Raw genomic sequence first — 24,246 nt, 5'->3', positions numbered from 1 at the left:
GGCGGTCAGACGGTGCAGATCTTGAAGGCTTCGGCGAAGGACGCGAACGGGTCCGGCCCGGCGGGCATGAACTCGTGCGCGATGAAGCCCTGGTAGTTCAGGTCGGCGATCGCCTTGGCCACGGCGTGGTAGTTGAGCTCCTGGGTGCCGTCGATCTCATGGCGCCCGGGTACGCCGCCGGTGTGGAAATGGCCGAGCCACTGGAAGTTGTCGCGGATGGTGCGGATCACGTCGCCTTCCATGATCTGCATGTGATAGATGTCGTAGAGCAGCTTCACGTTGGGCGAGTTCACGCCTTTCATCACGGCGACGCCGAAGCGCGTGCTGTCGCCCTGGTAGCCGTGGTGGTCGACTTTGCTGTTGAGCAGCTCAACGTGCAGGGTGATGCCGTTCTCGGCTGCCAGCGGTGCGATCTTCGACAGCCCCGCGACGCAGTTGTCGATCGCCTGCTGTTCGCCGATGCCGTCCTTGCGGTTGCCGAACATGGTGATCAGGTTCGGCACGCCGGCCTTCTTGGCGAGCGGAATGGTCGTCTCCAGTTCCTTCAGCAAGGTGGCGTGGTTGGCCGGATCGTTGAAGCCCATCTCGATGAAGTTGTCGCGCTTGGCCGGATAGCCCATCGAGACCGTCAGGCCGTGGTCGTTCACCACCGACCATTCGTCCGCATAGAGCAGGTCCACCCCGGCGAAGCCGAGCGCCTTCAGGCGCTTGCATACCTCCGGCAGCGGTGCCTTGGTGGTCCAGCGACTGAGCGACTGCTTCAGCCGTCCGGGCCCGGCCTTGCCGGGGGCCGGCGTGCCGAAGGCGGCCTGGCCCGGGGCGATGGCCGCGGTGGCGCCGAAAGCCGCGGCGGCGGCAAGCCGGCCGAGCGCGGCGCGGCGGGTGAGGCCTGCGGAATCGGAAGTGGTCATTCGAGTCCCAGCACTTGGCGGTTGAAGTTGCGGTCGGCGCCGGTGGCGGCGAAGTCGTCGAACGCGCGCTCGGTAACCTTGATGATGTGATCGCGGATGAAGGCCGCGCCTTCCTTCGCGCCTTGCTGCGAGTCCTTGATGCAGCACTCCCACTCCAGCACGGCCCAGCCGGGATAGTCGTACTGCGCCATCTTGCTGAAGATCGCGCGGAAATCGATCTGCCCGTCGCCCAGCGAGCGGAAGCGGCCGGGACGATCGATCCAGTTCTGGTAGCCGCCGTACACGCCGGCGCGGCCGTTCGGCCGGAACTCTGCGTCTTTCACGTGGAAAGCGCGGATGCGCTGGTGATAGAAATCGATGAACTCCAGGTAGTCCAGCTGCTGCAGCACCATGTGGCTGGGGTCGTAGAGGATGTTCGCGCGCGGATGCTGGCCGACGGCGTCGAGGAAGCGCTCGAAGGTGGCGCCGTCGTGCAGGTCTTCGCCCGGATGCAGCTCGTAGCAGACGTCGACGCCAGCTTCGTCGAAGGCATCGAGGATGGGGCGCCAGCGCCGGCCGAGTTCGGCGAACGCCTCTTCCACCAGACCGGCCGGGCGTTGCGGCCAGGGATAGAACAGGTGCCAGGCCAGTGCGCCGGAAAAAGTCGCGTGCGCGGTCAGGCCGAGGTTCCGGCTGGCCTTGGCCGCCAGCTTGAGCTGCTCCACCGCCCAGGCCTGGCGCTCCTGCGGCTTGCCGCGCAGGGCCGGGGGCGCGAAGCCGTCGAACAGGCGGTCATAGGCGGGGTGCGAGGCGACCAGCTGGCCTTGCAGATGCGTAGACAGCTCCGTCACCGCCAGGCCGTGCTCGGCAAGCGTGCCGGCAATCTCGTCGCAGTACGTCTTGCTCGCCGCCGCCTGTTCCAGATCGAACAGGCGCTTGTCGTTGGACGGAATCTGCACGCCGACGAAGCCGAGCGAGGAAGCCCAGCGCGCGATCGCCGGCAGTGAGTTGAACGGCTCGGCATCGCCTGCGTACTGGGCGAGGAAGATGCCGGGGCCCTTGAGCGTCTTCATGCGTCAGATCCTCAGTACCGTCTCGACCGCCCACGCGCGGCCATTGCCCGCCTTCGACAGCGGGATGTCGCCGTGATAGGCGCCGGGCACGGCGATGTATTGCAGTACCTGCTCGCAGCCGGGCTGGGACATGAAGAAGCCCGACATGGCGAGCTTCTTGGTCATCAGCACGAACGCGGGCGCCGAGACCGGGTCGAGTTTCTGGCCCGTGGCCAGCGCTTCCTCGTGCAGCTTGGTCACCAGCGCGGTGCGCTGCGCGGCGCCCAGCTGGAGGAAGGGCTTGCTGCCCGCCTTGTCGAAGGCGGCCAGCGCGGCCAGGTAGCGCTTCTGTTCTTCGGGCGTATAGACGTCCTTGAACATCTGGTCGATGAAGCGCGGCACGCCCGCGTCGACCGCGCCGGGGGTATCGGTGCGCGGCACGATGATATCGACCACGCCGGTGATCACATCGCCCTGCGGCACGCTGAAGAACTGCATCGCCGGGCCGCCGGCCTTGGCGGCGGCGTGGGCGTCCATGACGGCCAGCAGCGAGGGCGCGGCGAGGGCGCCGACGGCCAGCGCGGACATGCTTTTCAACCATTCGCGACGGTTCATGGCGTCTCTCCTCAGATGTTGCCGCGCTTGAGTTCGTCCACCGCGTGCTTGGCCGCGCGCGCGGTCATCGCCATGTAGGTGAGCGATGGGTTCTGGCAGCCGGACGAGGTCATGAACGAGCCGTCGGTGACGAACACGTTCTTGCAGGCGTGCATCTGGTTCCAGCCGTTGAGCACCGAGGTCTTCGGATCGCGGCCCATGCGTGCCGTGCCCATCTCGTGGATGCCGGCGCCGACGTTGGCCTGGACCGCGAACGAACGCACGTCGCGGTAGCCCGCGGCGCTGAACATTTCCAGTGCGTCGTCGATGATCTCCTTGGCGATGGCCTTTTCGTTCTCCTCGTGCGCGGCGTCGAAGTTGAGCAGCGGCAGGCCGTACTTGTCCTTGCGGCTGTGATCCAGCGTCACCTTGTTGCGGTGCGAGGGCAGCATCTCGCCGAAGCCCATCATGGAGATGGTCCACGGGCCTGGGTCCTGCGCGGCGCGCTTGAGGGAGGCGCCGATCATCGGCGTGTCGACCAGGCGGGTCCAGTCGCGGCGGCTGGCGCCGCCCTGGTAGCCGAAGCCGCGCAGGTACGGGCGCTTGTCATTGCCGACGTTGCGGTAACGCGGAATGTAGAAGCCGTTGGGGCGGCGGCCGCTGTAGTAGCGGTCTTCGAAACCGTCGACCACGGCGTGTGCGCCGGTGCCGAACAGGTGATCCATGATGTTGTGGCCCAGCTCGCCGCTGTCGTTGCCGAAACCGTTGGGGAAGCGGCTGGAGGTGGAGTTGAGCAGGATGTGCGTGGTGCCGAAGGTCGACGCGCACATGAAGATGACCTTGGCGAAGTATTCGGTCTGGTGGCCGGTCTCGGCATCCAGCACGCGCACGCCGGTGGCCTTGCCCTTGTCGTTGTCGTAGATCAGCTCGTAGACGATGGCGTTGGTCACCATGGTCATGTTGCCGGTCTTTTCCGCCGCCGGCAGGGTGGAGGAGTTGCTGCTGAAGTACGCGCCGAACGGACAGCCGCGCATGCACAGGTTGCGGTACTGGCACGGCGCGCGCTGCGGGCTCTTGTCGTGCTTGAGCGGCGCGGAAAGGTTGGCGGTGCGGCCGATGATCAGCTTGCGGCCGCCGAACTTGCCGGAGACCTTGTCGCGGAAGTCCTTCTCGACGCAGGTCAGCTCCATCGGCGGCAGGAAGTCGCCGTCCGGCAGCTGCGGCAGGTGCTCGACCGAGCCGCTGACGCCGATGAAGTGCTCGACGTAGTCGTACCAGGGCGCGATGTCCTCATAGCGGATCGGCCAGTCCACGCCGACGCCTTCCTTGCCGTTCGCCTCTAGGTCCATCGGGCTCAGGCGGTAGCTCTGGCGTCCCCACATCAGCGAGCGTCCGCCCACGTGGTAGCCGCGGAACCAGTCGAACGGACGGGTTTCCACGTAGGGGTTGTCGATGTCGTCGACGAACCAGTGCTTGGTGGACTGCGTGATGCCGTAGAAGGACGGGCGCGTGTGGATCGGGTGGCGCTCGATGTCGTGCCGCGTGGGCTCGTCGCCGTAGGGCAGCTCCCACGGCGCCTTCATGGCGGTGGGGTAGTCGCCGTGCTTGACCATGGGGCCGCGGTCGAGCACCAGGGTCTTCAGGCCTTGCTCGGTCAGCTCTTTTGCCGCCCAGCCACCGCTGACGCCGGTGCCGACGACGATCGCGTCGTACGTATTCTTTTCCATGCGTATCTCTTGGAGCGTGGTGTGGATCGGGAGGAGGGAAAGGTCAGCGCAGCGGCCGCAGGTAGGCGTAGTCCACGCGCGCGGCCTCCAGCTGGCTCATGCGGGCGAACGGGCCTTCCTGTTCGACGAAGCAGTGCTTGAGACCCGCGGCATTGGCCGCGGCCATGATCGGCTTGTAGTCCAGCGTACCGCGGCCGAGCTCGGCGCCCGGGAAGTCGTTGCCGCCGGCGCCGGGGAGGAAATCCTTGGCGTGCATCAGCGGAATGCGGCCTGGATTGGCCTTGAAGTAGTCGGCGGGATTCTTGCCGCCCATGTGCACCCAGCCGCAGTCCAGCTCGAACTGCACGAGCTGGTGGTCGGTTTCCTTGAGCAGCACGTCGTAGAAGGTCTGCCCGCCGCCCACGTCGGTGAACTCTTTGTGGTGGTTGTGATAGGCGTACTGCAGGCCCGCCTTCTTCGCCTGCTCGCCGATGCGGTTGGCGTATTCGGCGGTGCGCTTGGCCTCGTCCAGCGAATAGGTCGGCTCCGGTGCGGGCTTGCCCTGGGCGGCCAGCTCCTTCTGCATCATGGAGGGCAGCATGCTGCTGACCACGAACTGCGAACCGAGCGTGTGCGCGGCCTCGATGCCCGGCTCCACGCCCAGGCTGTCGATATGCATGCTGGGGCTGCGCAGCCCGGCTTCCTTCAGCTGGTCGCGCAAGGTCTTCGCCGTGGTGGTGATGATGGCTTCGATCTCCGTATAGCCGATCGACTTGAGCGTCTTGAGCGTGCCGATCGGATCGTCCTGGTAGGACTTCAGCACCATGTACAGCTGGATGCCGAGCGGCTTGCCCGGCGCGCCGGCGGCGAGCAGCCGGCCGGAGGGGCTGGCAGCGAGCCACGCCGCGGCGCCGCACATGGCGGATCGGGAAAGGAACTGCCTGCGAGTCATCTTCATGTCGTTGTTCTCGGGCGGCCGATAGGTAGGGGGGGAGGGCGGGACGGAAAGGGTCAGTCGGTGGCCGCGACGGCTGGTTGGCCGGCGGTGCTCTTGCGGTCCTTGAAGGCGAGCACGAACAGCACGAGCACGCCCGCGGCGAAGGCGCTGGCGATCAGCCAGATCGAGCGCCAGTCGTGCGTGCCCGTCGCGGCGTAGGTGTCGACCACCACGCCGGACAGCCAGGAGCCGACGAACATGCCCAGGCCATAGGTCAGGAAGGTGATCAGCCCCTGCGTCGCGGCGCGCAGGGCGGTAGGCGCCTCGCGGTCGATGTAGATCTGGCCCACGACGAAGAAGAAATCGAAGCAGATGCCGTGCAGCACGATGCCCAGCCACAGCATCCACATCAGCTCGCCCGGCGCGCCGAAGGCGAACATGACGTAGCGCAGTACCCAGGCCAGCATGCCCACCGCGAGCATGTACTTCACGCCCAGGCGGCGGAAGAACCAGGGGATGAGCAGCATGCAGAGGATTTCCGACATCTGCCCGCCGGTCATCTTGCCCGCGGCATTGACCACGCCGACCTCGTTGAGGAACAGATTGGTGAACGCGTAGTAGAACTGCAGCGGGATGCAGATCAGGAAGGAGGCGAGCGCGAACACCGCCATCGAGCGGTTGCGCAGCAGGTGCAGCGATTCCAGCGGCAGCGCGTGGCGCAGTTCGAAGCGCTGGTTGCGCGCGAGCGGCGGCGTCGGCGGCAGGCTGAGGCAGTAGATCGCCGTGATCACCGACAGGCCAGCGGCCAGGTGCAGTGGCGTAGCCGTGGCTTCGACGCCCCATGCGCCGACCACGAGGCCGACCAGGATCCAGCCGATGGTGCCGAGTACGCGGATACCGCCGAACTCCTCCTGCGGGTCAGTGATGTGGCGCATCGCCAGCGAGGTGGTCAGGGCCAGGGTCGGCATGTAGCAGAGGCTGTATGCGAGCAGGGTGCCGTACACCGTCGCGAACGACGTCTGGCGAGCGGCCACGACCAGCAGCACGGCGCCGAGAACGTGCAGCGCGGCGAGCACGCGGCGCGTATCGAACAGGCGATCGGCCAGCAGGCCGACGAACAACGGCGAGATCATCGCGCCGATCGCCGTGGTGCCGGCCACGGCGCCGATCTCCTTGCCGCTGAAGTGCAGGGTCTGGCCGAGCCAGGTACCGACGGTGACGTACCATGCGCCCCAGATCGCGTACTCGAACAGCATCATCAATCTAAGGCGCCACTTCATCCGCGGGTTCCCCTTTTGCGTGGTGTGGTTGCGCGTGGGTCGGCGACGTCCTGCCACACGCCGCCGGCGGCGTGGCTTTTGAGCATGGCGTCGATCACCAGGCTGTTGCGGTAGCCGTCGGCGAAGGTCGGCAGCGCGGCCGGCTTCTTGGCCGGCGCGCCGCCCTGGCGGATCCAGGCGTAGGCGTCGGCGATGAGATTGCGGAAGGCGTCCGCCCAGGCTTCCGGATGGCCGGCCGGCAGGTGCGCGTAGCCGCGTGCGGAAGCGTCGAGCTGGCCCGGATCGCGCGCGAGCACGGTGTTGGCCTGTGCATGGTGGCCGAGCCACAGCGAGTTCGGTTCTTCCTGCCGCCACGCGAGCGAGGCGAGGCGGCCGTTCACTTCCAGCCGCAGGTCGTTCTTGTGACCCGGCAACACCTGGCCCACCGTGACGCAGCCGCGCGCGCCGTTGTCGAAACGCAGCAGCACGCTGGCGAGATCCTCGCTGGTCACCTTGACCTTGCGCCGTGGCGCATTCTTCGCCGCGCCCGCGAAAGCCTTCGGCGAAGCGGCCGGGGCTTCGCGCACCGGTACCGCGGTGTGCAGGTCCGCCAGCACGGCGACGATGCGCGCGCCGGTGACGTGTTCGGCCAGGTCGCACCAGTGCGAGCCGATGTCGCCGAGCGCCGAACTGGCGCCGCCCAGCTTGGGATCGAGCCGCCACGAGTAGGCGCGCTCGTCGGTGAGCCAGTCCTGCAGATAGCAGCCGTGCACGAATACGGGCGCGCCGAGCTTGCCCTTGGCGATCAGCGCGCGGGCCTGCTGGATCAGTGCATGCCCGCGATAGTTGAAGGTGACCACGTGTGCGACGCCGGCCTTGCTCGCCGCTTCGTGCAGTTCGCGGCTTTCTTCCAGGCTGGCGGCCAGTGGCTTGTCGGAGATCACGTGCTTGCCGGCGCGCAGCGCGGCCAGCGAGACCTCCTTGTGCAGATGATTGGGCGTGGTGTTGTGCACTACCTGCACGGCCGGGTCGGCCAGCAGTTCGCGATAGCTTTCGTAGGCGTGGCCTACGCCGAGTTCGCGCGCGCGCTTCTTGGCCGAGTCGAGGCTGGAGCCGGCGATGCCGACGATCTCCACGTCGCCCAGGCGGCGTACGGCGTCGATATGGTGCGTGGCGATGAAGCCCGGGCCGACCAAGCCCATGCCGAGCTTCGTCATCGCGCGGAATCTCCGCGGGGGAAGGGCGGCGGCACGGGCGAAAGGCCCTGCGCTCGGTCGCCGCTGCTGGATACGGACTGGCTTGCCATGAACCCCTCCACGGTGCTCGCTGCCGCTGCGATGTATTCGATTACATCCGCATGAAACCGGCATTCTTTCGCGGTTCTGCGGAAAGCTTCATCCTGGGCGCGGCGGCATCTCCCCCGATGTCGCCGACGCCTGGATCGGTACAAATCGATGCGCTGGTATGTAGCAGATGAGTGAACGCAGGCGCAACGATTTTATGTAATCCATTACATTGCATTGCACCAATGCGCGCCGCGACGGTTCCGAGGCGATATGCTCTGGGCGCCGCACGTCGGCGGTTGCGCAGGCCGCATCGGCCCGCCCGCAGCGGGGATTAAGGGGATAAAGGAGTGGGAAGCGCGTGAGTGCAGGAGATTCCAAGCGCGGGAAGGGCGCGAAGGGCGGCCGGGCCAAGACCGCACCGCAGCAAAACCGCGTCCGCACGGTGAAGGAAATCGCCGCCGCCGCCAACGTTTCGGTGGCCACCGTGTCGCGCGCGCTGCAGCGGCCGGAGATCGTCAACGAGACCACGCGCCAGCGCATCCACGACGTGGTCAAGCGACTCGGCTACACGCCCAATGCGCTGGCGCGCAACCTGCGCACGGCGCGCACGCGGCTGATCGTCGCGTTGCTGCCGGACATCGCCAATCCGTTCTTCTCCGAGGTGATCCGCGGCATCGAGCAGGTGGCCCACGAGAACGGCTACTCGGTATTGCTGGGAGAAACGCAGGGCAGTCTCGTGCGCGAGCAGGCCTATGCCGACATGGTCGCCGCGCGCCAGGCCGACGGCATCATCACCATGTCGCCGCGCGTGCCGGCGATTCCGATCCAGGGCCGGCTGCCGGTGGTCAACGCCTGCGAGTACGTCAAGGACGGGCAGGTTTCCAGCGTCTACATCGACAATGTCGCGGCGGCCGGTGTCGCGGTCGATTACCTGGTGATGCTGGGGCACCGCGACATCGCCTTCGTCGCCGGACCGCCGTCCAGCCCCATCAGCGTCGATCGCGAGCAGGGCTACCGGCTCGCGTTGCAGCGCGCGAAGTTGCCGGCCCAGGCTGCGCTGGTGGTGGCGGGCGATTTCTCGATCGAATCCGGCGAGCGCGCCGTCGAATTGCTCATCGCACAGGGCAAGCCGTTTACCGCGGTGTTCTGTTCCAACGACGAGATGGCGATCGGCGCCATGCGCGCGCTCATCTCGCACGGGTTGCGCGTGCCCGAAGACGTTTCGGTCGTCGGCTTCGACGACATCCGCTTCGCGCGCTATACCTCGCCGCCGCTCACCACGGTTGCACAGCCGAAGAACGCGCTGGGGCGCGAGGCGATGAGCATGATGCTGGAATTGCTCGGCGATGCCGCCGTGCCGCCGCGCAAGCGGGTGCTGTCGGCGGACCTGGTCGTGCGTGGCTCGACCGCGCCGCCCGGCGCCAGGCGCGGATAGCGGCGCGGGACATCCGGGAGAGCCGCTTCAGTCCTGGCGCGCGCGCGACTTGGCGGCGCGCTTCCTGCCGGCACCCGGCGCACGCGGCGCTTCGGCGACGGCAGGCGCGCCGTAGCCCATCTGCTCCATCCACGACAGCGCATCCGCGTAGGCCACGAAGTGCTGCAGGTAACCCGGCGCTACCTCGCGCATCAAGGCGATCGAGCGATGCACCAGAGTGCTTGAATTGAGCGGGCCGGCGTTCGCGGGCACCTGTTCCAGCGACTGCCGCAGCTGGCTTTCGGTGCGCAGCCGGGTCCACAGTTCCTTGAAGTCATCGAGCGCCGGGAGTTCCGGGTAGCGGTCCGCGCCGCGGGTTGCCGCATGCGCGGCGAGCGTATCGACGAGCGGGCCGAGCGGCGTGCGCGCGGCGCCGCCGTTCGCCGGCGCGGAGGTGGCGCGTTCTACCTTTGCGGCATAGGCAGCGACCAGTGTCGACAGGCGTTCGTCCAGCAGCCGGCGGACGTCGCCTTCGTGGCGCGCGGCGCGGCGCTCCAGCGCATCCATGTGATGGAAGCCCACGGGATCGAGCCGGTCGGCGCGCTGCTCGCGCCACGCGTCCAGCCGCTCGCGCACGCTAACGGTGCGCTTACTCATGCGCCGGCGTCGTGGGTGACGACGTGCGCGGAATCGGCGCGATCTCCACGCGCCGGTTCTTCGCCCGTCCTTCCTCGGTGGCGTTCGATCCCACCGGCTGCTCCGCGCCGAAGGCGGCGGCGAAGACGGCAGAAGCCGGCACGCCCTCGGCGATCAGCGCGCGCGTCACGGTGAGCGCGCGCTCGGCCGACAGCTCCCAGTTGTCGGCGAACTGGCGGTTGCCGTCGCGCACCTGGCGGTCGTCCGTATAGCCGCTGACCATCAGGATTTCGTCGCGCGATTTCAGGTAACCGGACAGCGGACCGGCAAGACTGCGCAGCACTTCGCGGCCTTCCGGCTGCAACTGGTCCGAGTTTAGCGCGAACAGCACGCTGCCGCGGATGCCGATGCGCCCGTCGACCAGCGTCACCTGGCCGGCGGCGAGCGGCACGGCCAGGGCCTGCTCCAGGGTCTGGCGCTTCTGCGCCTCGAGCTGGCGCTGCTTCACTTCTTCGTCCAGGCGCTGCGAGAGCTGCTGCTGCACACCGATCATGCCCACCAGGATGAGCACGAATACGCCCAGCAGCACCGACATCAGGTCGCCGAAGGCGGCCCAGATCGGCGCGCCGGTTTCCGCGTCGAATTCGATGTCGTCGCTCATGCGACTTCGGCTCCGGACGCGCGCCGGTCGGCAAGCTGCTGTATTTCTTCGACGATCTGCTTCTGCGACAGCATGCTCAGGTCGATCACTTCGCGGGCCTGGGCCACGTAGTAGGCAAGCTGTTCGTCGCTGCGCGCGAGCGAGGCGTCGAGCGCACCGGCGATCTGCTGCAGGCGTTCCATCAGCGCCTCGTTCGACTGGCCGAACAGCTGTACGGCCGCGCCGAGCGCTTCGCCCAGGCTCGCTACTTCGGCCGCGCCGCCGGCGATGTGCGCGGCGGCGGTGCCCAGCTTGCCGGTCTCCGCCTCGACGTGCTCCTGGAAGCGGGTGCCGACGCGGTCGAGCAGGTCCGCCGACGTGGCGACCAGCGCATCCACCGCTTCGCGCTGTTCGGTGGACGCATGGTTGACCGCATCCAGCAGCGTTTCGACCGTGGCGAGCAGGCGGCTGCGTTCTTCCAGCATCGCGGTGTCGCGCACCATGCTTTCGGAGAGCTTCTGGCGCAGCTCGGCCACCACTTCCGCCGCCGCCTTGGGCGCTTCGGAGGCCGCCTGCACCAGGCGAGAGATCTCCGCGATCGTCTCGCCGGCATGTGCCTGGGTCTGCGCGGCGATGTCGTTCGCGGTACGCGCCAGCGTGTCGCAGATGTCGCGCTGGCGATCGGCGGCATGGTCGGCCGCCTGCGCCCAGCTGTCGCGCAGGGCGGTAGTCATCGAGCCGAGCGTTTCCGACCATGTATGCAGGCGCGCCTCATCGCGCGAAGCCAGTGCGGACTGCAGGTCCTCGTGCGATTGGCGCACGACGCCGACGAGGGCGGCTGCGTGCTCTTCGAAAGCGGCGACGGCGTCGGTCATCGCCGCGTGGTGGCGCGATGTCAACTTGTCGTTGGCAGCTTCCTGCCGCGCCAGGGCATCGAGCCAAGCTTGCTGCGCGTGGTCCGCCGTGGCGTCGAGGCGCGATGAAACAGTGTCGACGAGGCCGGCCGAGCGCTGTTCGAAGGTCTCGGCGAAGCGCTCCAGCGACACCTGGACATCGCGGGTGAGCGCTTCGCCCGACTGGCGTTGCAGGGCGACGGCATCGTTCCAGACGTCCGCCACGCGCGCGGTCGTAGCCGCGAAACCGGAGGAGACGTGATCCAGGTGCGCCTGCACGCCGCGCACGATGGCATCGCGCATCGCGGAGGTCTCGCGCGCGAGTCCGGCCATGGTCGCTTCCACCAGTGGCTCGATCGACGCGCTGACGGCGCGGGCGCTGTCGGTGACGCCTTGTTTCATCGATTGCTCCACCGAGGCAGCGAGGCGCGCATAGGTCGCTTCGGTGCGGGCGTGGAAGGCATCCTGGCTGGCCAGCTGGCGTTCGTGCGCAGCGACGTTCTGCTGCTCCAGCGCGGCCATCATGCCCTGCAGCCGGTCGACCAGGACCGGCATCAGCTCGGTCTGCCGGCGCAGCAGCTGGAACGCCTCTTCGCGCTGGTGCGCCTGGGAGTAGGGGCGCAGCGTCGTCGCGATGCGCGCATCCAGTTGCTGCACGGCCTGGAGCCGGTCGCGGCGGCACAGCGCGGAGAGCAGGCCGAGCATCGCGGAGCTGGCGACGCCCGCGATCGAGGTGCCGAAGGCGAAGCTCAGGCCTTTCACCGGCGCTGCGAGCGAGCCGCGCATGGCCTGCAGGTCCGCCGCGCTTTCCAGCGCGAGGCCGGTGCCGCGCAGCGTCGCCATCATGCCCAGCAGCGTGCCCAGCATGCCCAGCAGCACGAGCAGGCCAATCAGATAAGGCGTCAGCGCCGGCGCCGGCAGCACCGCGCGTTCGCCTTCGATGCGCAGGCGCGCCGCGTTGCGCAGGCTCGGATGCAGGCGGTCCAGCCAAGCGCCGAGGGAGGGCGGTGTCGTCGTCAGGTCCGACACGGCTTCGCGCAGCGAGAACGTGGCCTGCCGGTAACGGAACAACTCGAATGCGCCGACGAGATAACCGGCGCCGATCGCCAGCGCGACCGCCGCGCCGAGCGGGTTGGAGCCGAGATAGCCGCCGCCGATCCAGCACACGGCAGCGAGGCCCACGAAAAAGACGGCGAAGTAAAGCGAATGTTTCAGCATGCGAATCCAGTTAGCTGGCGCGAAGGGCGGCAAGCAGCCCTTCCACCGGTTGAAAACGAACGTCCAGTTCGGCGAGCAGCACGCTCTGCATGTCCTTGCGGAAGACGTCGAGCCAGGCGCCAGCGGGCACCGCGTCTTCCGGCGATGCGGCGTGGGCCGCCTCGCGCAGGCGCTCGAAATGCGTGCCGAGGATGGTGGGGATGGTGGCGAACAAGGTCTGTTCGCGCGGGCTCAGCGCCTGTTCCATGACGGCGTCGACGTCGGCCAGCCGCGCCAGCTCGGTCGAACGCTGCGCGAGCCGGTCCCGCAGCCGCCCGCGCAGCCGGCCGGTAGCCGCCTGCATGGCGCGCTGGAGGGTGAGGTAGCGCTGGCGGAAGACGGCATAGTCCAGGTCGGCTTCGGCGATGGCATTCGGGCCTGCTGCCGCGTCGTCGCCCTTGCCCGCCGCCGGCGCGGCCAGCTCGGGTGCCTGCGCGATGGCCTGGGTCAGCGAAGTCCGCGCGTGGACGCACGCTTCCGCCTCGACCTCGTCCCCTGCCGGCGAGCCCGGAAAGGTCGTGCCGGCCGGCTTGCCGTCCAGCGCGGTGGACAGCGCGATCGCCTGGTTCCAGTCCAGCCATTGGCTCAGCCGGTCCGCCAGGGGCGGGGCGGCAGACGCGACGGCGCCGTCCGCCAGGCGAGCCAGCAGACGGACGAATGTCGGGCCACGGACCACCGTCCGTCGAGGGGCTTGCACCATGCTGCGGGTTGACAAAAAAACGTTGATTTTACACGCAATACGCAACGGGTCGATGAAAAACGCCCGGTGGGCTGCCCGTTTCCACGGCAGCGGCTTGTCGCTGCAGGGCAGGCTGTAGAGAGAGGGCGCCGGCTGGCTGCGCCACGGACAGTGTGCGCACGGGGCGATCGGCCTTCGACAAGTGGTCCATCAGGGGTGTGCCATCGCCCACGCTTCATGCGTCAGCGGCGGCGATCCACGCCACCCCAGTCCTCCACCGCGCCTTCCGGCACCACCCCGCCACGGCATGCCGCGGCGACGGCATCGAGCCGATAGAGGCGCCAGTTGCGGCCGCTCGTGACGCCGGCGTCGATCGAGGCGTCGCGATCCACGCAGGGGGCCATCACGTCGCTCAGGATAAGCACCCAACGTGTGCGGGGCGCCTGTTCCTGCCAGCGGATCGCATTCGCGAGCTGCTGATGCCATGGCGTGACGAAACCGAAGTCGACGGGCCGGCGGGTGAAGACTGGCGGCAACTCTTCTTTCCAGGCGACGAGCGCCAGTTCCCCGTCCGGCCCGACCCACTGCTCGACGCGCTGAGCCAGCGGCTTCGGCGAGCTGGCCCTGGCCAGCATGGGCGCGGCCCAGAGACCCCACAGCAGCCACAGGCCGGCGAGGCTGGCCAGCAGCGCGGCGCCGGCGCGGCGCAGGCGCAGGCCGGCGATGCACAGCAGGATCCAAGCACCCAGCACCACGAACATCAGCCAAAACGAGGCCGACTGTTCGCCCAGCTGGCGTGCGGCAGCGAAGCGCGTCGTCCACGCCGTGGGAAACCACAACCCCTGCAGGCCCAGCACCAGCACGGGCAAGGCGAGCAGGAGGAGGAACACCAGCGCGGTCCACTGCGCCCAGCGCCGCTGCAGGATGTCGTGCAGGAACGGCCCCGCGCACAGCGCGAGCAAGGGCAGCGCCGGCATGATGTACACGTCGCGCTTGGCGCGCGTGAGACTGAAGAACACGATCACCAGCACCGACCAGGCCAGCGGCAGCAGGTAGCGCGCATCGCGTTCGCGCAACCGGGTGCGCCACGCCGGCAACAGGCCGGGCAAGGCGAGGCTGAGGGGTAGCCACGAAGTGAAGATCACCTCGAGATAGAACCAGGGCGGCTGGAAGCTGTTCCATGGATGCACGTAGCGATGCATCGTCTGGTTGAAGAAGATGTCGTCGAGGTAGGCGCGCGCTTCGGCGCTGTCGTGCTGGTGGACATACCACAGCAGAGGCACCAGCCACAGCGCCATGGCCAGGGCGAACGCCGCGCCGCCGCCGAGCCAGGTGCCGTAGCGACGGTCGGTGGCGGCCAGGTGTTCCCACGGCAGGCTGCGGGCATAAAGCCAGGGCAGGAACATCAGGACCGCGAGCACGCCCACGCCCTTCGTGATCACGCCGAGGCCGGCGGCGAAACACCCGAGCCAGAAGGCGGAGCGGTCGGGGCCCAGCAGCAGGTGGCGCAGCAGGCCGTAGTTCGCCAGGGTCAGGAAGAACGTCACCGTGGGATCGATCTGGCCGCGCTTGGCCTGGAACACGAACTGCACGGTGCATAGCAGCCCCAGCGCCGCCCCCATGCCCGCGCGGTGTCCCCACAGCCGGCGCCCGAGGTCGTACACCAGCCAGAGCGTGCCCAGCGAAAACAGCAGCGAGGGCAGCAGGAAGGCGATCCACCAGTCGCCGCTGAGCTTGTACGACAACGCCTGCATCGCCATGAACGCCGGTGGCTTGTCGGCGTACCAGTCGGTGCCGCGATGCGGAATCAGCCAGTTGCCGGATGCCACCATCTGCTGCGCGACCAGCGCGAAGCGCGGTTCGTCCGACGGCGTCGGGCCGCGCAGGCCGATGCCCGCCGCCAGCACCAGGAAGGCGCCCAGCATCAGCAGCCATCGCTCGATGGCATCGCGCCGCGTGCGGCCGGCCGGGCCGGCGTGTCCTGGCCCTGCCATCAATGCGGTAACGCCTCGTTCCGCGGTGCGGCGATGGTTCCGGTGCCGGCGACATCGGCGGCGTGCGCGGTTCCACGATGTTCGGCATGCCGCTCCCGCGCGAGCAGCGCCGGGAAGGCGGCCGCCACTTTCAGCGCGGCCTCGCGGGCGGAGAGGTCCTGGGTATTCATCGAACAGCTGCCGAGCCCGTAAGGGGAATACACATCCACGTCCGTGACGCAGAACATGCCTACCGTCGGCACCTTCGACGCAACGGCCAGGTGCATCACGCCGCAATCTGCGCTGATTACCAGGTCCATCCCGGCCATCACGGCGCCCATGCGGCGGAGATCGGAAGAGTAATAGCCTCGCCATGCTCCGCCCAGCATGGAATGCCCGTGCATGGGGATCAGCTCGATGATGTTCGAGAGCGGGCTGGCCTCCCTGAAGGCAGCGATGAACTCGCTCCACCAGCTCGCCGGATAACGCTTGGCACCGGTGGCGTTGGCGAAAATGCCCACCACGGGAGGCGTCACCGTCTGTGCGGAATCAGAAAGGAGTCGGCGGATCGCCGCCCGGCCCTGCATCCGCTCGGCATCGGTCAGGCGGATATCCAGCGAAGGGTAGGTCTCGCCGCCGCTCTTCCCGGGTGCGAGCGCGGCCCGCAGCAGGTTCACCGGACGCTGCGCCATATGCCGCATGGCGACCGCCTTCGGCACGGCATGGGTGAGTCCCGAGCCTTCGAGCGCGTCGCTGAAGCCGAGCTTGTAACGGCCGCGGAAGAACTTCGTCAGCGCACGCGCGAAGCCGGAGCCCACGCAGGGATCCACGATCAGGTCGTAGGTGGTCTTGCGCACCTTCAGCAACATGCCGAGGAACGGCACGGGATGCTTGAAGCCGCGCTTGGGAAGGCCATAGACGTTCTTGACGCTGAAGAAACTCTCGAACACTTCGCGGGCGATATCGCCTTCGGAAATGACGTCGATCTCGGCCCCTTTATAGACGCGTTCCAATTCGCTGATGAGCGGCGTCAGCAAAATGGTGTTTCCCAGCCGGTGGTTCGGTCGGCAGACGAGGATGCGATAAATTCCCTTTCTCGGAATGGGCTCCTGCCCAGCGTTCACGAGAGCATGGTTCAAGCTTCACCAGTGGGTGCTTACAAAGAGAATTTAAGTCGCCGGCAAGGCAGGCATCGCCGGTCGACCATGGCTCGCGATGGGCTCGCGACGAAAGCAGGCGGAACTCGTCCTTGGTTTAGCTTATGGGGTTTCGGCGGTACGCATAACCACCCACGACAAGTAATTCTCGAGTCGGATGTTATTTTTGCGTTCCGATTTACGGGGAATGACAAGGATGCGTTCCGCGCCGGAGAGAGGATCGGATGGATTTCGATCATCACACGGAGCACTGCGGTTCCGTACCTAAGACGTCGACGTCTCTGTCTGTTTCTTCCATCGATAGCGACACGGCGGACCTCTTCGAAGAGCCGACGCGTTATCGACGCAGGACGACGTTCGCGAAGTGAAGTTCGCTTTGCCGTGCATGCGGCCGATGATGGTTCAAGCCCAGGCGACTAGCTCGCGGATTCGACTGTGTAGCTCCATCGTTTGGATAGGCACGGACTTGCTTATGGTTCCGTTCGCGCCGCCAAAGAGGAGTCATTCATCGGAGGAAGCGGGCGGCGGGCGATCTCCTCGGCCTCCGATCTCGAAAGCCCAAGTGCCAGCAGCAGCTCGGTCGCCGCCCGTTCCGGCAAATGATCCGCATTGAAGGAAGGGAGAGGGAGGGGCGTGGCAGGCAATGCGTTCGATGGCGTCAGGTGCAGGTAGACCGACAAGGATGCAAGCACGATGCCGCCTGCGACCGTGAAGCTCATGAGTGGATCGTCGCCGCGAAATCGCTTCGCCTCGATGCCCCGCTGGATGTCGCGCAGCAGCCGCTGACCCAGTCCACGGGTAAGGACGCGGATCGAGAGCGCCTCCTTGATGAGGAATTGCCCCCATAGGGGCTCTCTTTGCGCTCGGAGCATGGCGTATCGCATCGATAGGGACAGCACTTCGGCTGGATCGGAGATATGCCGACCCAGCTGGTCGAGCGCGTCGGCGAAGCTCTCGAAGGCCCAGTCGATCAGGGCGGCATGAATCGCTTCCTTCGATTCGAAGTGGTTATAGAACGACCCGAAGCCTACGTCGGCGGCTTCGGTGATTTCGTTGATCGCCACGCCCTCCATGCCCTTGTGGGCCATCAGCGCCAGGGCCGCCTCCATCAATCGCTGCCGCGTCTCCCGCTTGCGGCGCGCCCCGCGTGGCTCCCGCTCTGTGGCGGCGGGATTTGTAGGGGGCGTGGTCGAGGTTTTTGGGCGTTTCGGGGCGGCGGCCATGGCAGCTCAAGTCTGAATACGAGCACATCTTAGCTCTCATTGTCATAATTGACAAAACTATCAGTTATGATGGAGCATCGCATCACAAGGCCCGGAACGGTCCGGCGAGGGTGTGCGCGATGGCGCTTTGCTATAACGAATATGGGCCCACCGTGAGTGGGACGCCCCCCGCAAGCAGGGCGAATCGCGAGACGGATGTTTTGATCGTCGGCCTAGGACCCGTGGGTGCTGCGTTAGCCAATTTGCTGGGACGCCTGGGCGTACGCGTTGTCGTGGTCGAGCGAAACGCCGAGATCCTGGCGGCGCCGCGGGCAATCGCCCTGGACAACGAGGCGTTGCGCATCCTGCAGTGGGTGGGCCTGGAGGAAGGCGATTTCGATAAGGTCGGCATTCCGCATGTCCGCATGCGTTCCCCCTGGCTGCGCGAGTTCGCGCGCATCAATACGCTCGGCGGCCTGGATGGCCATCCCAAGCTCGTGACCTTTTATCAACCGGATCTTGAGCGCGCTTTGCGCGACAAGCTAAGGGTGCACGAGAGCGTGCAGCTGAGCCTGGGGGCGACGCTGACCGGCTTTACCGAGCACGCGGATGGCGTGGTGGCGCAGATCTCGGAAGGACCCGGACGCGACACGGAATGCCGCGCGCGTTACCTGATCGGCGCAGACGGCGCCTCGTCGCGCGTCCGCGAGCTCATCGGCCAGCACTTCGACGGCAAGACATATGCGGAAGACTGGCTGGTCGTGGATGCCCGCCGGGTTGCGCGGCCCATCGATCATGTGGAGTTCCTTTGCGACCACCGTCGGCCGACGCCGCACATGATGGCTCCCGGCGGGCGTGAGCGCTGGGAGTTCATGCTGCGGCCGGGCGAGACCCGTGAGCAGATGGAATCCGATGCCTGTATCCGCGATCTGCTGGCGCCCTGGGGCATCGCTGATGACATGGACATCGAGCGAAGGGCGGTCTACCGGTTCCATGCCCGCGCGGCCGACGCTTTCAGCAGGGGGCAGGTTTTCCTGGTGGGCGATGCCGCGCACATCACGCCGCCGTTTGTCGGCCAGGGGCTGGTCTCGGGATTGCGTGATGCCGCGAATCTCGGCTGGAAGCTCGCGTGGGTGGTGCATGGCCGAGCCGGCGCCTCGATTTTGAAAAGTTACGATCAGGAACGGCGCCCGCATGCGCGCGCCATGATCAACATGGCCAAATTCGCAGGGCGGCTGGTCATGCCGCGCAGTGCCGCGGTCGCCCTGCTGACTCACGGAATCATGCGCGCGATAAGGTGGATTCCGCCGCTGCGCAGATATTTCGAAGAGCTCGGCATCAAGCCCAAGAACCTCTTCGCCGAGGGCCTCTTCGTCAGGGGACGCTCCGGGGCGAGGCTGGTCCGCGGGAGCTTGCTGCGGCAAGGCTATGTCCGCAGCGCCAAGGGCGAAATCACGCTCAGCGACAACGCTTTCGGCGATTCGCTCGCACTGATCGGCTTCGGTTGCGACCCCCACCCTTCGCTCGACACCGGTTTACGCGATCGATTCCTGGCGGCAGGCGGAAAGATCGTGCACCTGGCGCATCGCGGACAGCAGGTCAAGGCGCCCTTCGACCGCGTATGGGAAGACCTGGAGGGAGTGTTCCTGCCAGGTACTGCGCCTATCGGATGGGTCGTCATGGTGCGGCCAGACCGAACCATTCTTCATGACGGCCCCCTCGCCACGGTGAATCAACTTGTCCGCGAAAGCCTTGCCCTGCTGGAGACGACGGCCGGCGAGTCTGAAGTCGCGACTACCGAATGTCATTCACGCGAGATGCCCACGCCATGAAGCTGACTACTGCCCAGCCCGCCCGGCATGCCCATCCGACCGTCAAGGCGATCGCGCTTGCCTATGTCATGTTCGATCGTCCGGATCTGGAAGAGGCGGAACGGTTTCTGTTCGATTTCGGCCTGCATACGGTCGGGCGTGACAATGACCTGCTTTTTCTCCGCGCTGCCGACACATCTCCGTTCTGCTATGTGGTGCGAAAGGCGCCAAAGCCGAAGTTCGTCGGTTTCGGCCTGCGCGTGAGGCACCGCGAGGATCTGGACGTTTTAGCGCGCTTGCCCGGCGCCTCCACCGTCGAGTCCTTGGATTGGCCGGGTGGCGGATGGCGGGTTCGCCTGCGCGACCCGTCCGGATTCCAGGTGGACGTCGTGCAAGGACAACTGCCGGTCGAAGTGTTATCGCATCGCGCTCCCTTGCCGATCAATTCCGCGCATGCAACGCCCCGCATCGATCGAACCCAACGGCCCGCAGCCAAAGCCCCCGAAGTGCTCCGGCTGGGGCACGTGGTGCTCGAGCTCGCCGATTTTCAAGCCACCTGCGCGTGGTACACGCAACACTTCGGCTTCATTCCCAGCGACGTCCAGGTGCTGCCGGACGGCTCTCCCGCCGTCACCTTCATGCGACTCGACCTGGGCGACCAGCCGGCGGATCACCACACCTTGGCCTTGGCCCAGGGCTTCGCCCCGATGTATAGCCACAGCGCCTACGAAGTCATCGATACCGACGCCGTAGGCATGGGGCAGCGCGCGCTCAGAGAGCGTGGCTGGAGGCACGCGTGGGGTATCGGTCGGCACATCCTCGGCAGTCAAATCTTCGACTACTGGCAGGACCCTTGGGGGGATAAGCACGAGCACTATTGCGACGGTGACCTGTTCACCGATGCCGTACCCATGGGCGTTCACGCCGTAAGCCGGGAAGCGATGTCGCAATGGGGGCAGACCATGCCATCGAGCTTCACCCGGCCCAAGCTGAAGTTGTCGACCCTGGTACAGGTGGTCCGTCACCTGCGCCGAAGTCCTGATTTGACCTTCGCGAAGCTACGCATGCTCGCGAAGATCTTCGGCTAGCACTTTCCCTCGCTCTGGATAACCCCCATGCCTTTGAACGTCATGCATTTCAAATATGGCGACCGCCCCCAATGGGGTGTCGTCCGTAACGGCCGCGTGGTCCCGGTCCCGGGCGAATTTGCCACCACGGCGGATTTTCTCCGCATGAATACGATGGAGGACTTGGCGGAGCTTCGCGGTCCGCGGCTTCTGGAATCCGAACTGGAGCTGCTGTCGCCCGTCACCAGTAATCAGCAATTCATCTGCCAAGGGGCGAACTATCGGCAGCACATGATCGAGTCGGGCATCGATCCGGACGCGAAAGCCTTCAACATGATCTTTACCAAGGCTTCGAGCTGTATCGCATCCGCCAATGCGGACGTGGTTCGGCCGAAGCAGGTGCGCTTCCTCGATTATGAGATCGAGCTTGGCCTGGTGCTGAAACGCGACATCACCGCACCGGTGACTATCTCCGCGCACAACTTGCATGAATACGTGGCCGGCCTGGCGATCGTCAACGATTACTCGGCCCGGGACATCCAGATTCCCCAAATGCAGTTCTATAAGGGCAAGAGCTATCGCGGATTTGGTCCCGTCGGTCCTTATCTGTGCCTGCTTGACGAGAGCGACATGGCGCTGCTGGGCGATCTGCAACTCACGCTATCGGTGAATGGCGAGGTTCGCCAGAACGACAACACCGGCAATCTGGTGTTCGGGCCAGCGGAGACGTTGACCGAGCTTTCCCAGGTGCATGACCTGTACGCCGGCGACCTGTTGGCAACCGGCACGCCGTCGGGCTGCGCGCTGTCGGTGCCTTCCCCGGCAAAACAACGGCTGGCCGGGCTGCTGCCCGAGCAGAGGAAATGGGCCATGTTCATGAAAATCCAGGCGCGGCGTACGCAATACCTCAAGCCGGGAGACACCGTGGAGGCACGCATCCGTAGCTCGAACGGGCTCATCGATCTCGGTGTGCAGCGCAACCGCGTGGTCCAGGGGAGCTAGACATGCGCGGCATTGCCAATAACGCCGACGTCGAGGCGATCGAGGCGCAAGGGGAGATGCAGAATCTCCCGGCCAGCACTTACGACATGCTGCGCGAGGCCGCTGCGCGCCATCCCCAGGCGCCGGCACTGTCGTTCTTCCTGCGCGCGGAAGATCACGCTCGCCCGGAAAGCTGGAACTATCAGGCATTCTTCGCCCAGATCAACCGCACCGCCAATTTCTTCCACAACCTTGGCGCCAATAAAGACAGCGTGATCGCCTTTGTGCTGCCCAACCTGCCGGAAACGCACTTCGTGATCTGGGGCGGGCAGGCGGCGGGCATTACCCTGGCCATCAATCCATTGCTGAAGCCGCAGGCGATCGCCAAGCTGCTCGATGCCGCCAAGGCCAGCATCCTGATCACTCTGGCTCCGTTTCCGGGTACCGATATCTGGCAAAAGCTTCAGCCTGTGCTGCACACGGTGACTAGCTTGCGTCACGTCGTGCTGGTGGACCTTGCCGACCGGGTTCGCGGTATCAAAGGCGTAGCGGTCCGGTTGATGCGCCTGCGCGAAAGGTGGCGTTCGCGCGATACGAGCACAACGGAGCCCACCAGAACCTACGCGATCCACGATTTTGGACGATGTGCGCGCCGGCAGCCAGCTGACCGGCTGCTCAGTGGCCGACGCTTCGATCCGGAGGATTTCTCATCCTTCTTTTGCACCGGCGGCACCACCGGCACGCCCAAGATCGCCATGCGGCGTCATCGCAACGAAGTCGCCAATGCATGGAGCGTTGCGCAATTCCTCGGCCAAGGCATCGGGCCGGGAAAAAATGTCTTCTGCGGCTTGCCACTGTTTCACGTCAATGGCGTACTGGTGACTGGCCTGCTTCCTTTTTCCAAGGGAGCGCACGTGCTGCTCGGTACGCCGCAAGGCTACCGGGGCAAGGGCGTCATCGAGAACTTCTGGGCCATGGTGGAACGCCACCGCATCCATTTCTTCAGCGCGGTGCCGACCCTCTATGGTGCACTGCTTGGGGTGCCGCGCAAGCAGTATTGCCTGGACTCGCTCGAGTATGGCCTGTGCGGAGCAGCCCCCATGCCGCGCGAACTTATGAATCGTTTTCAGGACGAAACAGGCATCAAGATTCTTGAGGGCTACGGACTTACCGAGGGCACCTGCGTCAGCAGCGTCAATCCGCCACTGGGAGAGCGCAGGGCGGGCTCGGTCGGCTTGAGGGTGCCCGGCCAGGACATGCGAATCGTGCAGCTCGGCAGGGACGGCAACTACCTGCGAGAAGCTCTCGTGGGCGAGTCCGGCGTTCTGGCCATCAGCGGCCCGAATGTCTTTGCCGGCTACATGGGCAGCCAGCAAAGCGAAGGTCTCTGGTTGAACCTGGGCGACGGCAAGCGCTGGCTGCATACGGGCGACCTTGCATACCGTGATGCGCAAGGATATTTCTGGCTGACCGGCCGCACCAAGGAACTGATCATCCGCGGCGGACACAATATCGATCCGTCGTGTATCGAGCAGCCCCTCTATGACCATCCAGCCGTGCAATTGGCGGCTGCTGTCGGCAGGCCTGACGCTTATGCAGGCGAGGTACCGGTGGCCTATGTCCAGCTCAAGCGTGGGCATCAGGCCACGGCGGAGGAGTTGCTCGCTCACGTGAGCAAGCATGTTGGCGAACGCGCTGCCACGCCGAAAGCGATCTTCTTCACCGACGACATGCCGCTGACGGCGGTGGGCAAGATCCATAAGCCTGCCCTGAAGCGGCTGCAGATCGAGAGCGTACTCAGCGAGGCCCTGGCCGATGCGCACATCGCTATCGAATTTCTTCAGTTGCGCGAGGGTGAAGGTGGCGAGGGCTTGTCGGTAGACGTGGGGCTGGTGCATCCGCACCAAGCCATCTCGGCCAAGGAAGCACTGGGACGGTATCCGTTTCCCATTCACGTCTGCCCGCGAGGTGTGGCGTGAGGTGTCATAAATGACTAGACCGCAAGTAAGGCCGATTAATAGCCGAGCCGACTATGGCGCCAAGCAGCTTTCTCGGCTCAGGAAGCCTGGGGGCGATGGGCCGGTGTTATCGGGGGTAGTGCCGTACTTGGGCTAGCCAGAAAACGTCATCGTTAAGGGCCCGTGCCAAGGTAATGGGCTTGAGCGCCAGGGTTAAGGACCTCGACAGGACCGGTCGGGGAAAGGGTTGACTCTGGACCTTGATCAAAGGTCTAGACTTACCCTCATGAACACGAACACTTCTTCCCTGACCATCGGTGCCGTCGCCAAGCGCGTCGGCGTGGGGATCGACACGATCCGTTTTTATGAGCGCGAAGGGCTGCTGCCCGAGCCGGTGCGCCGGGCGTCGGGCTATCGCAGCTACGACGAGGGTGCGGTGCGGCAGCTGCGGTTCATCCGCCGCGCCAAAGACCTGGGCTTTACCCTCGAGGAAATCCGCGACCTGCTGGCGCTGTCCGCCGACCGGCACCGCGGCGTGAAGGCGGTGAAGCAGCGGGCGCAGGAGCGCCTGGCCGCGATCGACGCGCGCATTGCCGAGCTTACCCGCGTGCGCAACGGACTGGAGGAATTGATCGACGCCTGCCCCGGCCATGGTTCGCCGGACCAATGCCCGATCCTGCGGGCGCTCACGGACGAGGAGGGCCAGGCATGAGCGGTCAGGAACACAACGACTGCGGCTCGCGCGAGAAGGCTACGGAAACCCCGCCCTCCTGCTGCTCATCGGAGGCGAAAGGGCGTGAAGGGCATGCGTCGGGGCATGAGCGGCATGGCGAGGAATCCTGCTGCGCCAAGCC

At 66.1% G+C, this 24,246-nt stretch carries 20 protein-coding genes; 6 read left to right on the top strand and 14 right to left on the bottom strand.

The features are described from left to right. Window positions 1-5: 5 nt before the first annotated feature. The 7 genes from RKE25_RS14415 to RKE25_RS14385 are packed head-to-tail and all read right to left on the bottom strand — an operon-like array spanning window position 6 to window position 7,655. Entirely contained in the window at window positions 6-911 is a 906-nt protein-coding gene (locus RKE25_RS14415) for a TIM barrel protein (protein WP_311838790.1), read from the bottom strand. Continuing rightward, entirely contained in the window at window positions 908-1,963 is a 1,056-nt protein-coding gene (locus RKE25_RS14410) for a sugar phosphate isomerase/epimerase (protein ID WP_311838789.1), read from the bottom strand. Before RKE25_RS14410 ends, RKE25_RS14415 begins: the two co-directional genes overlap by 4 nt. A 3-nt stretch (window positions 1,964-1,966) precedes the next feature. After that, entirely contained in the window at window positions 1,967-2,557 is a 591-nt protein-coding gene (locus RKE25_RS14405) for a gluconate 2-dehydrogenase subunit 3 family protein (RefSeq protein ID WP_311838788.1), read from the bottom strand. 11 nt (window positions 2,558-2,568) lie between these two features. Beyond that, window positions 2,569-4,263: a GMC family oxidoreductase gene (locus RKE25_RS14400; RefSeq protein ID WP_311838787.1), complete on the bottom strand. Its 1,695-nt coding sequence runs from the start codon at window positions 4,261-4,263 to the stop codon at window positions 2,569-2,571. A 43-nt stretch (window positions 4,264-4,306) separates the two neighbouring features. Next, entirely contained in the window at window positions 4,307-5,200 is an 894-nt protein-coding gene (locus RKE25_RS14395) for a sugar phosphate isomerase/epimerase (protein WP_311838786.1), read from the bottom strand. Between the two features lie 53 nt (window positions 5,201-5,253). Then, window positions 5,254-6,459 (bottom strand): nucleoside permease, encoded by a 1,206-nt coding sequence (locus RKE25_RS14390; protein WP_311838785.1) that lies wholly within the window; start codon window positions 6,457-6,459, stop codon window positions 5,254-5,256. Beyond that, window positions 6,456-7,655 carry a Gfo/Idh/MocA family oxidoreductase gene (locus RKE25_RS14385; RefSeq protein WP_311838784.1) on the bottom strand — a complete coding sequence of 400 codons (1,200 nt, stop codon included), beginning with the start codon at window positions 7,653-7,655 and terminating at the stop codon, window positions 6,456-6,458. Before RKE25_RS14385 ends, RKE25_RS14390 begins: the two co-directional genes overlap by 4 nt. A 427-nt stretch (window positions 7,656-8,082) precedes the next feature. On the opposite strand from RKE25_RS14385, the gene RKE25_RS14380 reads away from it, so the two are divergent. Then, window positions 8,083-9,159: a LacI family DNA-binding transcriptional regulator gene (locus tag RKE25_RS14380; protein WP_311838783.1), complete on the top strand. Its 1,077-nt coding sequence runs from the start codon at window positions 8,083-8,085 to the stop codon at window positions 9,157-9,159. Window positions 9,160-9,186: 27 nt separating this feature from the next. Here the strand turns inward: RKE25_RS14380 and RKE25_RS14375 are convergent, their stop codons facing one another. From RKE25_RS14375 to RKE25_RS14345, 7 genes are all read right to left on the bottom strand, one after another. Next, window positions 9,187-9,795: a DUF2894 domain-containing protein gene (locus RKE25_RS14375; RefSeq protein ID WP_311838782.1), complete on the bottom strand. Its 609-nt coding sequence runs from the start codon at window positions 9,793-9,795 to the stop codon at window positions 9,187-9,189. Beyond that, entirely contained in the window at window positions 9,788-10,435 is a 648-nt protein-coding gene (locus tag RKE25_RS14370; RefSeq protein ID WP_311838781.1) for an OmpA family protein, read from the bottom strand. Before RKE25_RS14370 ends, RKE25_RS14375 begins: the two co-directional genes overlap by 8 nt. Then, complete coding sequence (locus RKE25_RS14365) at window positions 10,432-12,525, bottom strand: DUF802 domain-containing protein (RefSeq protein ID WP_311838780.1); 2,094 nt, start codon at window positions 12,523-12,525, stop codon at window positions 10,432-10,434. Before RKE25_RS14365 ends, RKE25_RS14370 begins: the two co-directional genes overlap by 4 nt. A gap of 10 nt (window positions 12,526-12,535) precedes the next feature. Then, the gene (locus RKE25_RS14360) at window positions 12,536-13,264 is read right to left on the bottom strand and encodes a DUF3348 domain-containing protein (RefSeq protein ID WP_311842397.1); all 729 of its coding nucleotides are present in this window, start codon (window positions 13,262-13,264) and stop codon (window positions 12,536-12,538) included. A gap of 221 nt (window positions 13,265-13,485) precedes the next feature. Beyond that, window positions 13,486-15,237 (bottom strand): glycosyltransferase family 39 protein, encoded by a 1,752-nt coding sequence (locus tag RKE25_RS14355; protein ID WP_311838779.1) that lies wholly within the window; start codon window positions 15,235-15,237, stop codon window positions 13,486-13,488. Next, window positions 15,237-16,253 carry a glycosyltransferase family 9 protein gene (locus tag RKE25_RS14350; protein ID WP_311838778.1) on the bottom strand — a complete coding sequence of 339 codons (1,017 nt, stop codon included), beginning with the start codon at window positions 16,251-16,253 and terminating at the stop codon, window positions 15,237-15,239. The genes RKE25_RS14355 and RKE25_RS14350 overlap by 1 nt, the downstream gene beginning before the upstream one ends. A 590-nt stretch (window positions 16,254-16,843) precedes the next feature. Then, entirely contained in the window at window positions 16,844-17,596 is a 753-nt protein-coding gene (locus RKE25_RS14345; protein ID WP_311838777.1) for a TetR family transcriptional regulator, read from the bottom strand. A gap of 119 nt (window positions 17,597-17,715) precedes the next feature. Between RKE25_RS14345 and RKE25_RS14340 the strand changes: the two genes are divergently transcribed. The 5 genes from RKE25_RS14340 to RKE25_RS14320 all read left to right on the top strand — a co-directional run bounded on the left by RKE25_RS14340 (window position 17,716) and on the right by RKE25_RS14320 (window position 24,104). Further along, window positions 17,716-19,407 (top strand): bifunctional 3-(3-hydroxy-phenyl)propionate/3-hydroxycinnamic acid hydroxylase, encoded by a 1,692-nt coding sequence (locus RKE25_RS14340; RefSeq protein ID WP_311838776.1) that lies wholly within the window; start codon window positions 17,716-17,718, stop codon window positions 19,405-19,407. Beyond that, window positions 19,404-20,474 (top strand): VOC family protein, encoded by a 1,071-nt coding sequence (locus RKE25_RS14335; protein WP_311838775.1) that lies wholly within the window; start codon window positions 19,404-19,406, stop codon window positions 20,472-20,474. Before RKE25_RS14340 ends, RKE25_RS14335 begins: the two co-directional genes overlap by 4 nt. Before the next feature lie 27 nt (window positions 20,475-20,501). Beyond that, the gene (locus RKE25_RS14330) at window positions 20,502-21,455 is read left to right on the top strand and encodes a fumarylacetoacetate hydrolase family protein (protein ID WP_311838774.1); all 954 of its coding nucleotides are present in this window, start codon (window positions 20,502-20,504) and stop codon (window positions 21,453-21,455) included. A 2-nt stretch (window positions 21,456-21,457) separates the two neighbouring features. After that, window positions 21,458-23,413: an acyl-CoA synthetase gene (locus RKE25_RS14325; RefSeq protein WP_311838773.1), complete on the top strand. Its 1,956-nt coding sequence runs from the start codon at window positions 21,458-21,460 to the stop codon at window positions 23,411-23,413. Between the two features lie 265 nt (window positions 23,414-23,678). After that, a complete protein-coding gene (locus RKE25_RS14320) occupies window positions 23,679-24,104 on the top strand; it encodes a heavy metal-responsive transcriptional regulator (protein ID WP_311838772.1) in 426 nt (141 codons plus the stop codon). Window positions 24,105-24,246: the final 142 nt, after the last annotated feature.

This window comes from Dyella sp. BiH032, from assembly GCF_031954525.1.
In the GTDB taxonomy this organism is placed as follows: domain Bacteria; phylum Pseudomonadota; class Gammaproteobacteria; order Xanthomonadales; family Rhodanobacteraceae; genus Dyella_D.
The sequence above is the reverse complement of the archived record's forward strand: the minus strand, read 5'-3'. Positions and strand labels throughout refer to the sequence as shown.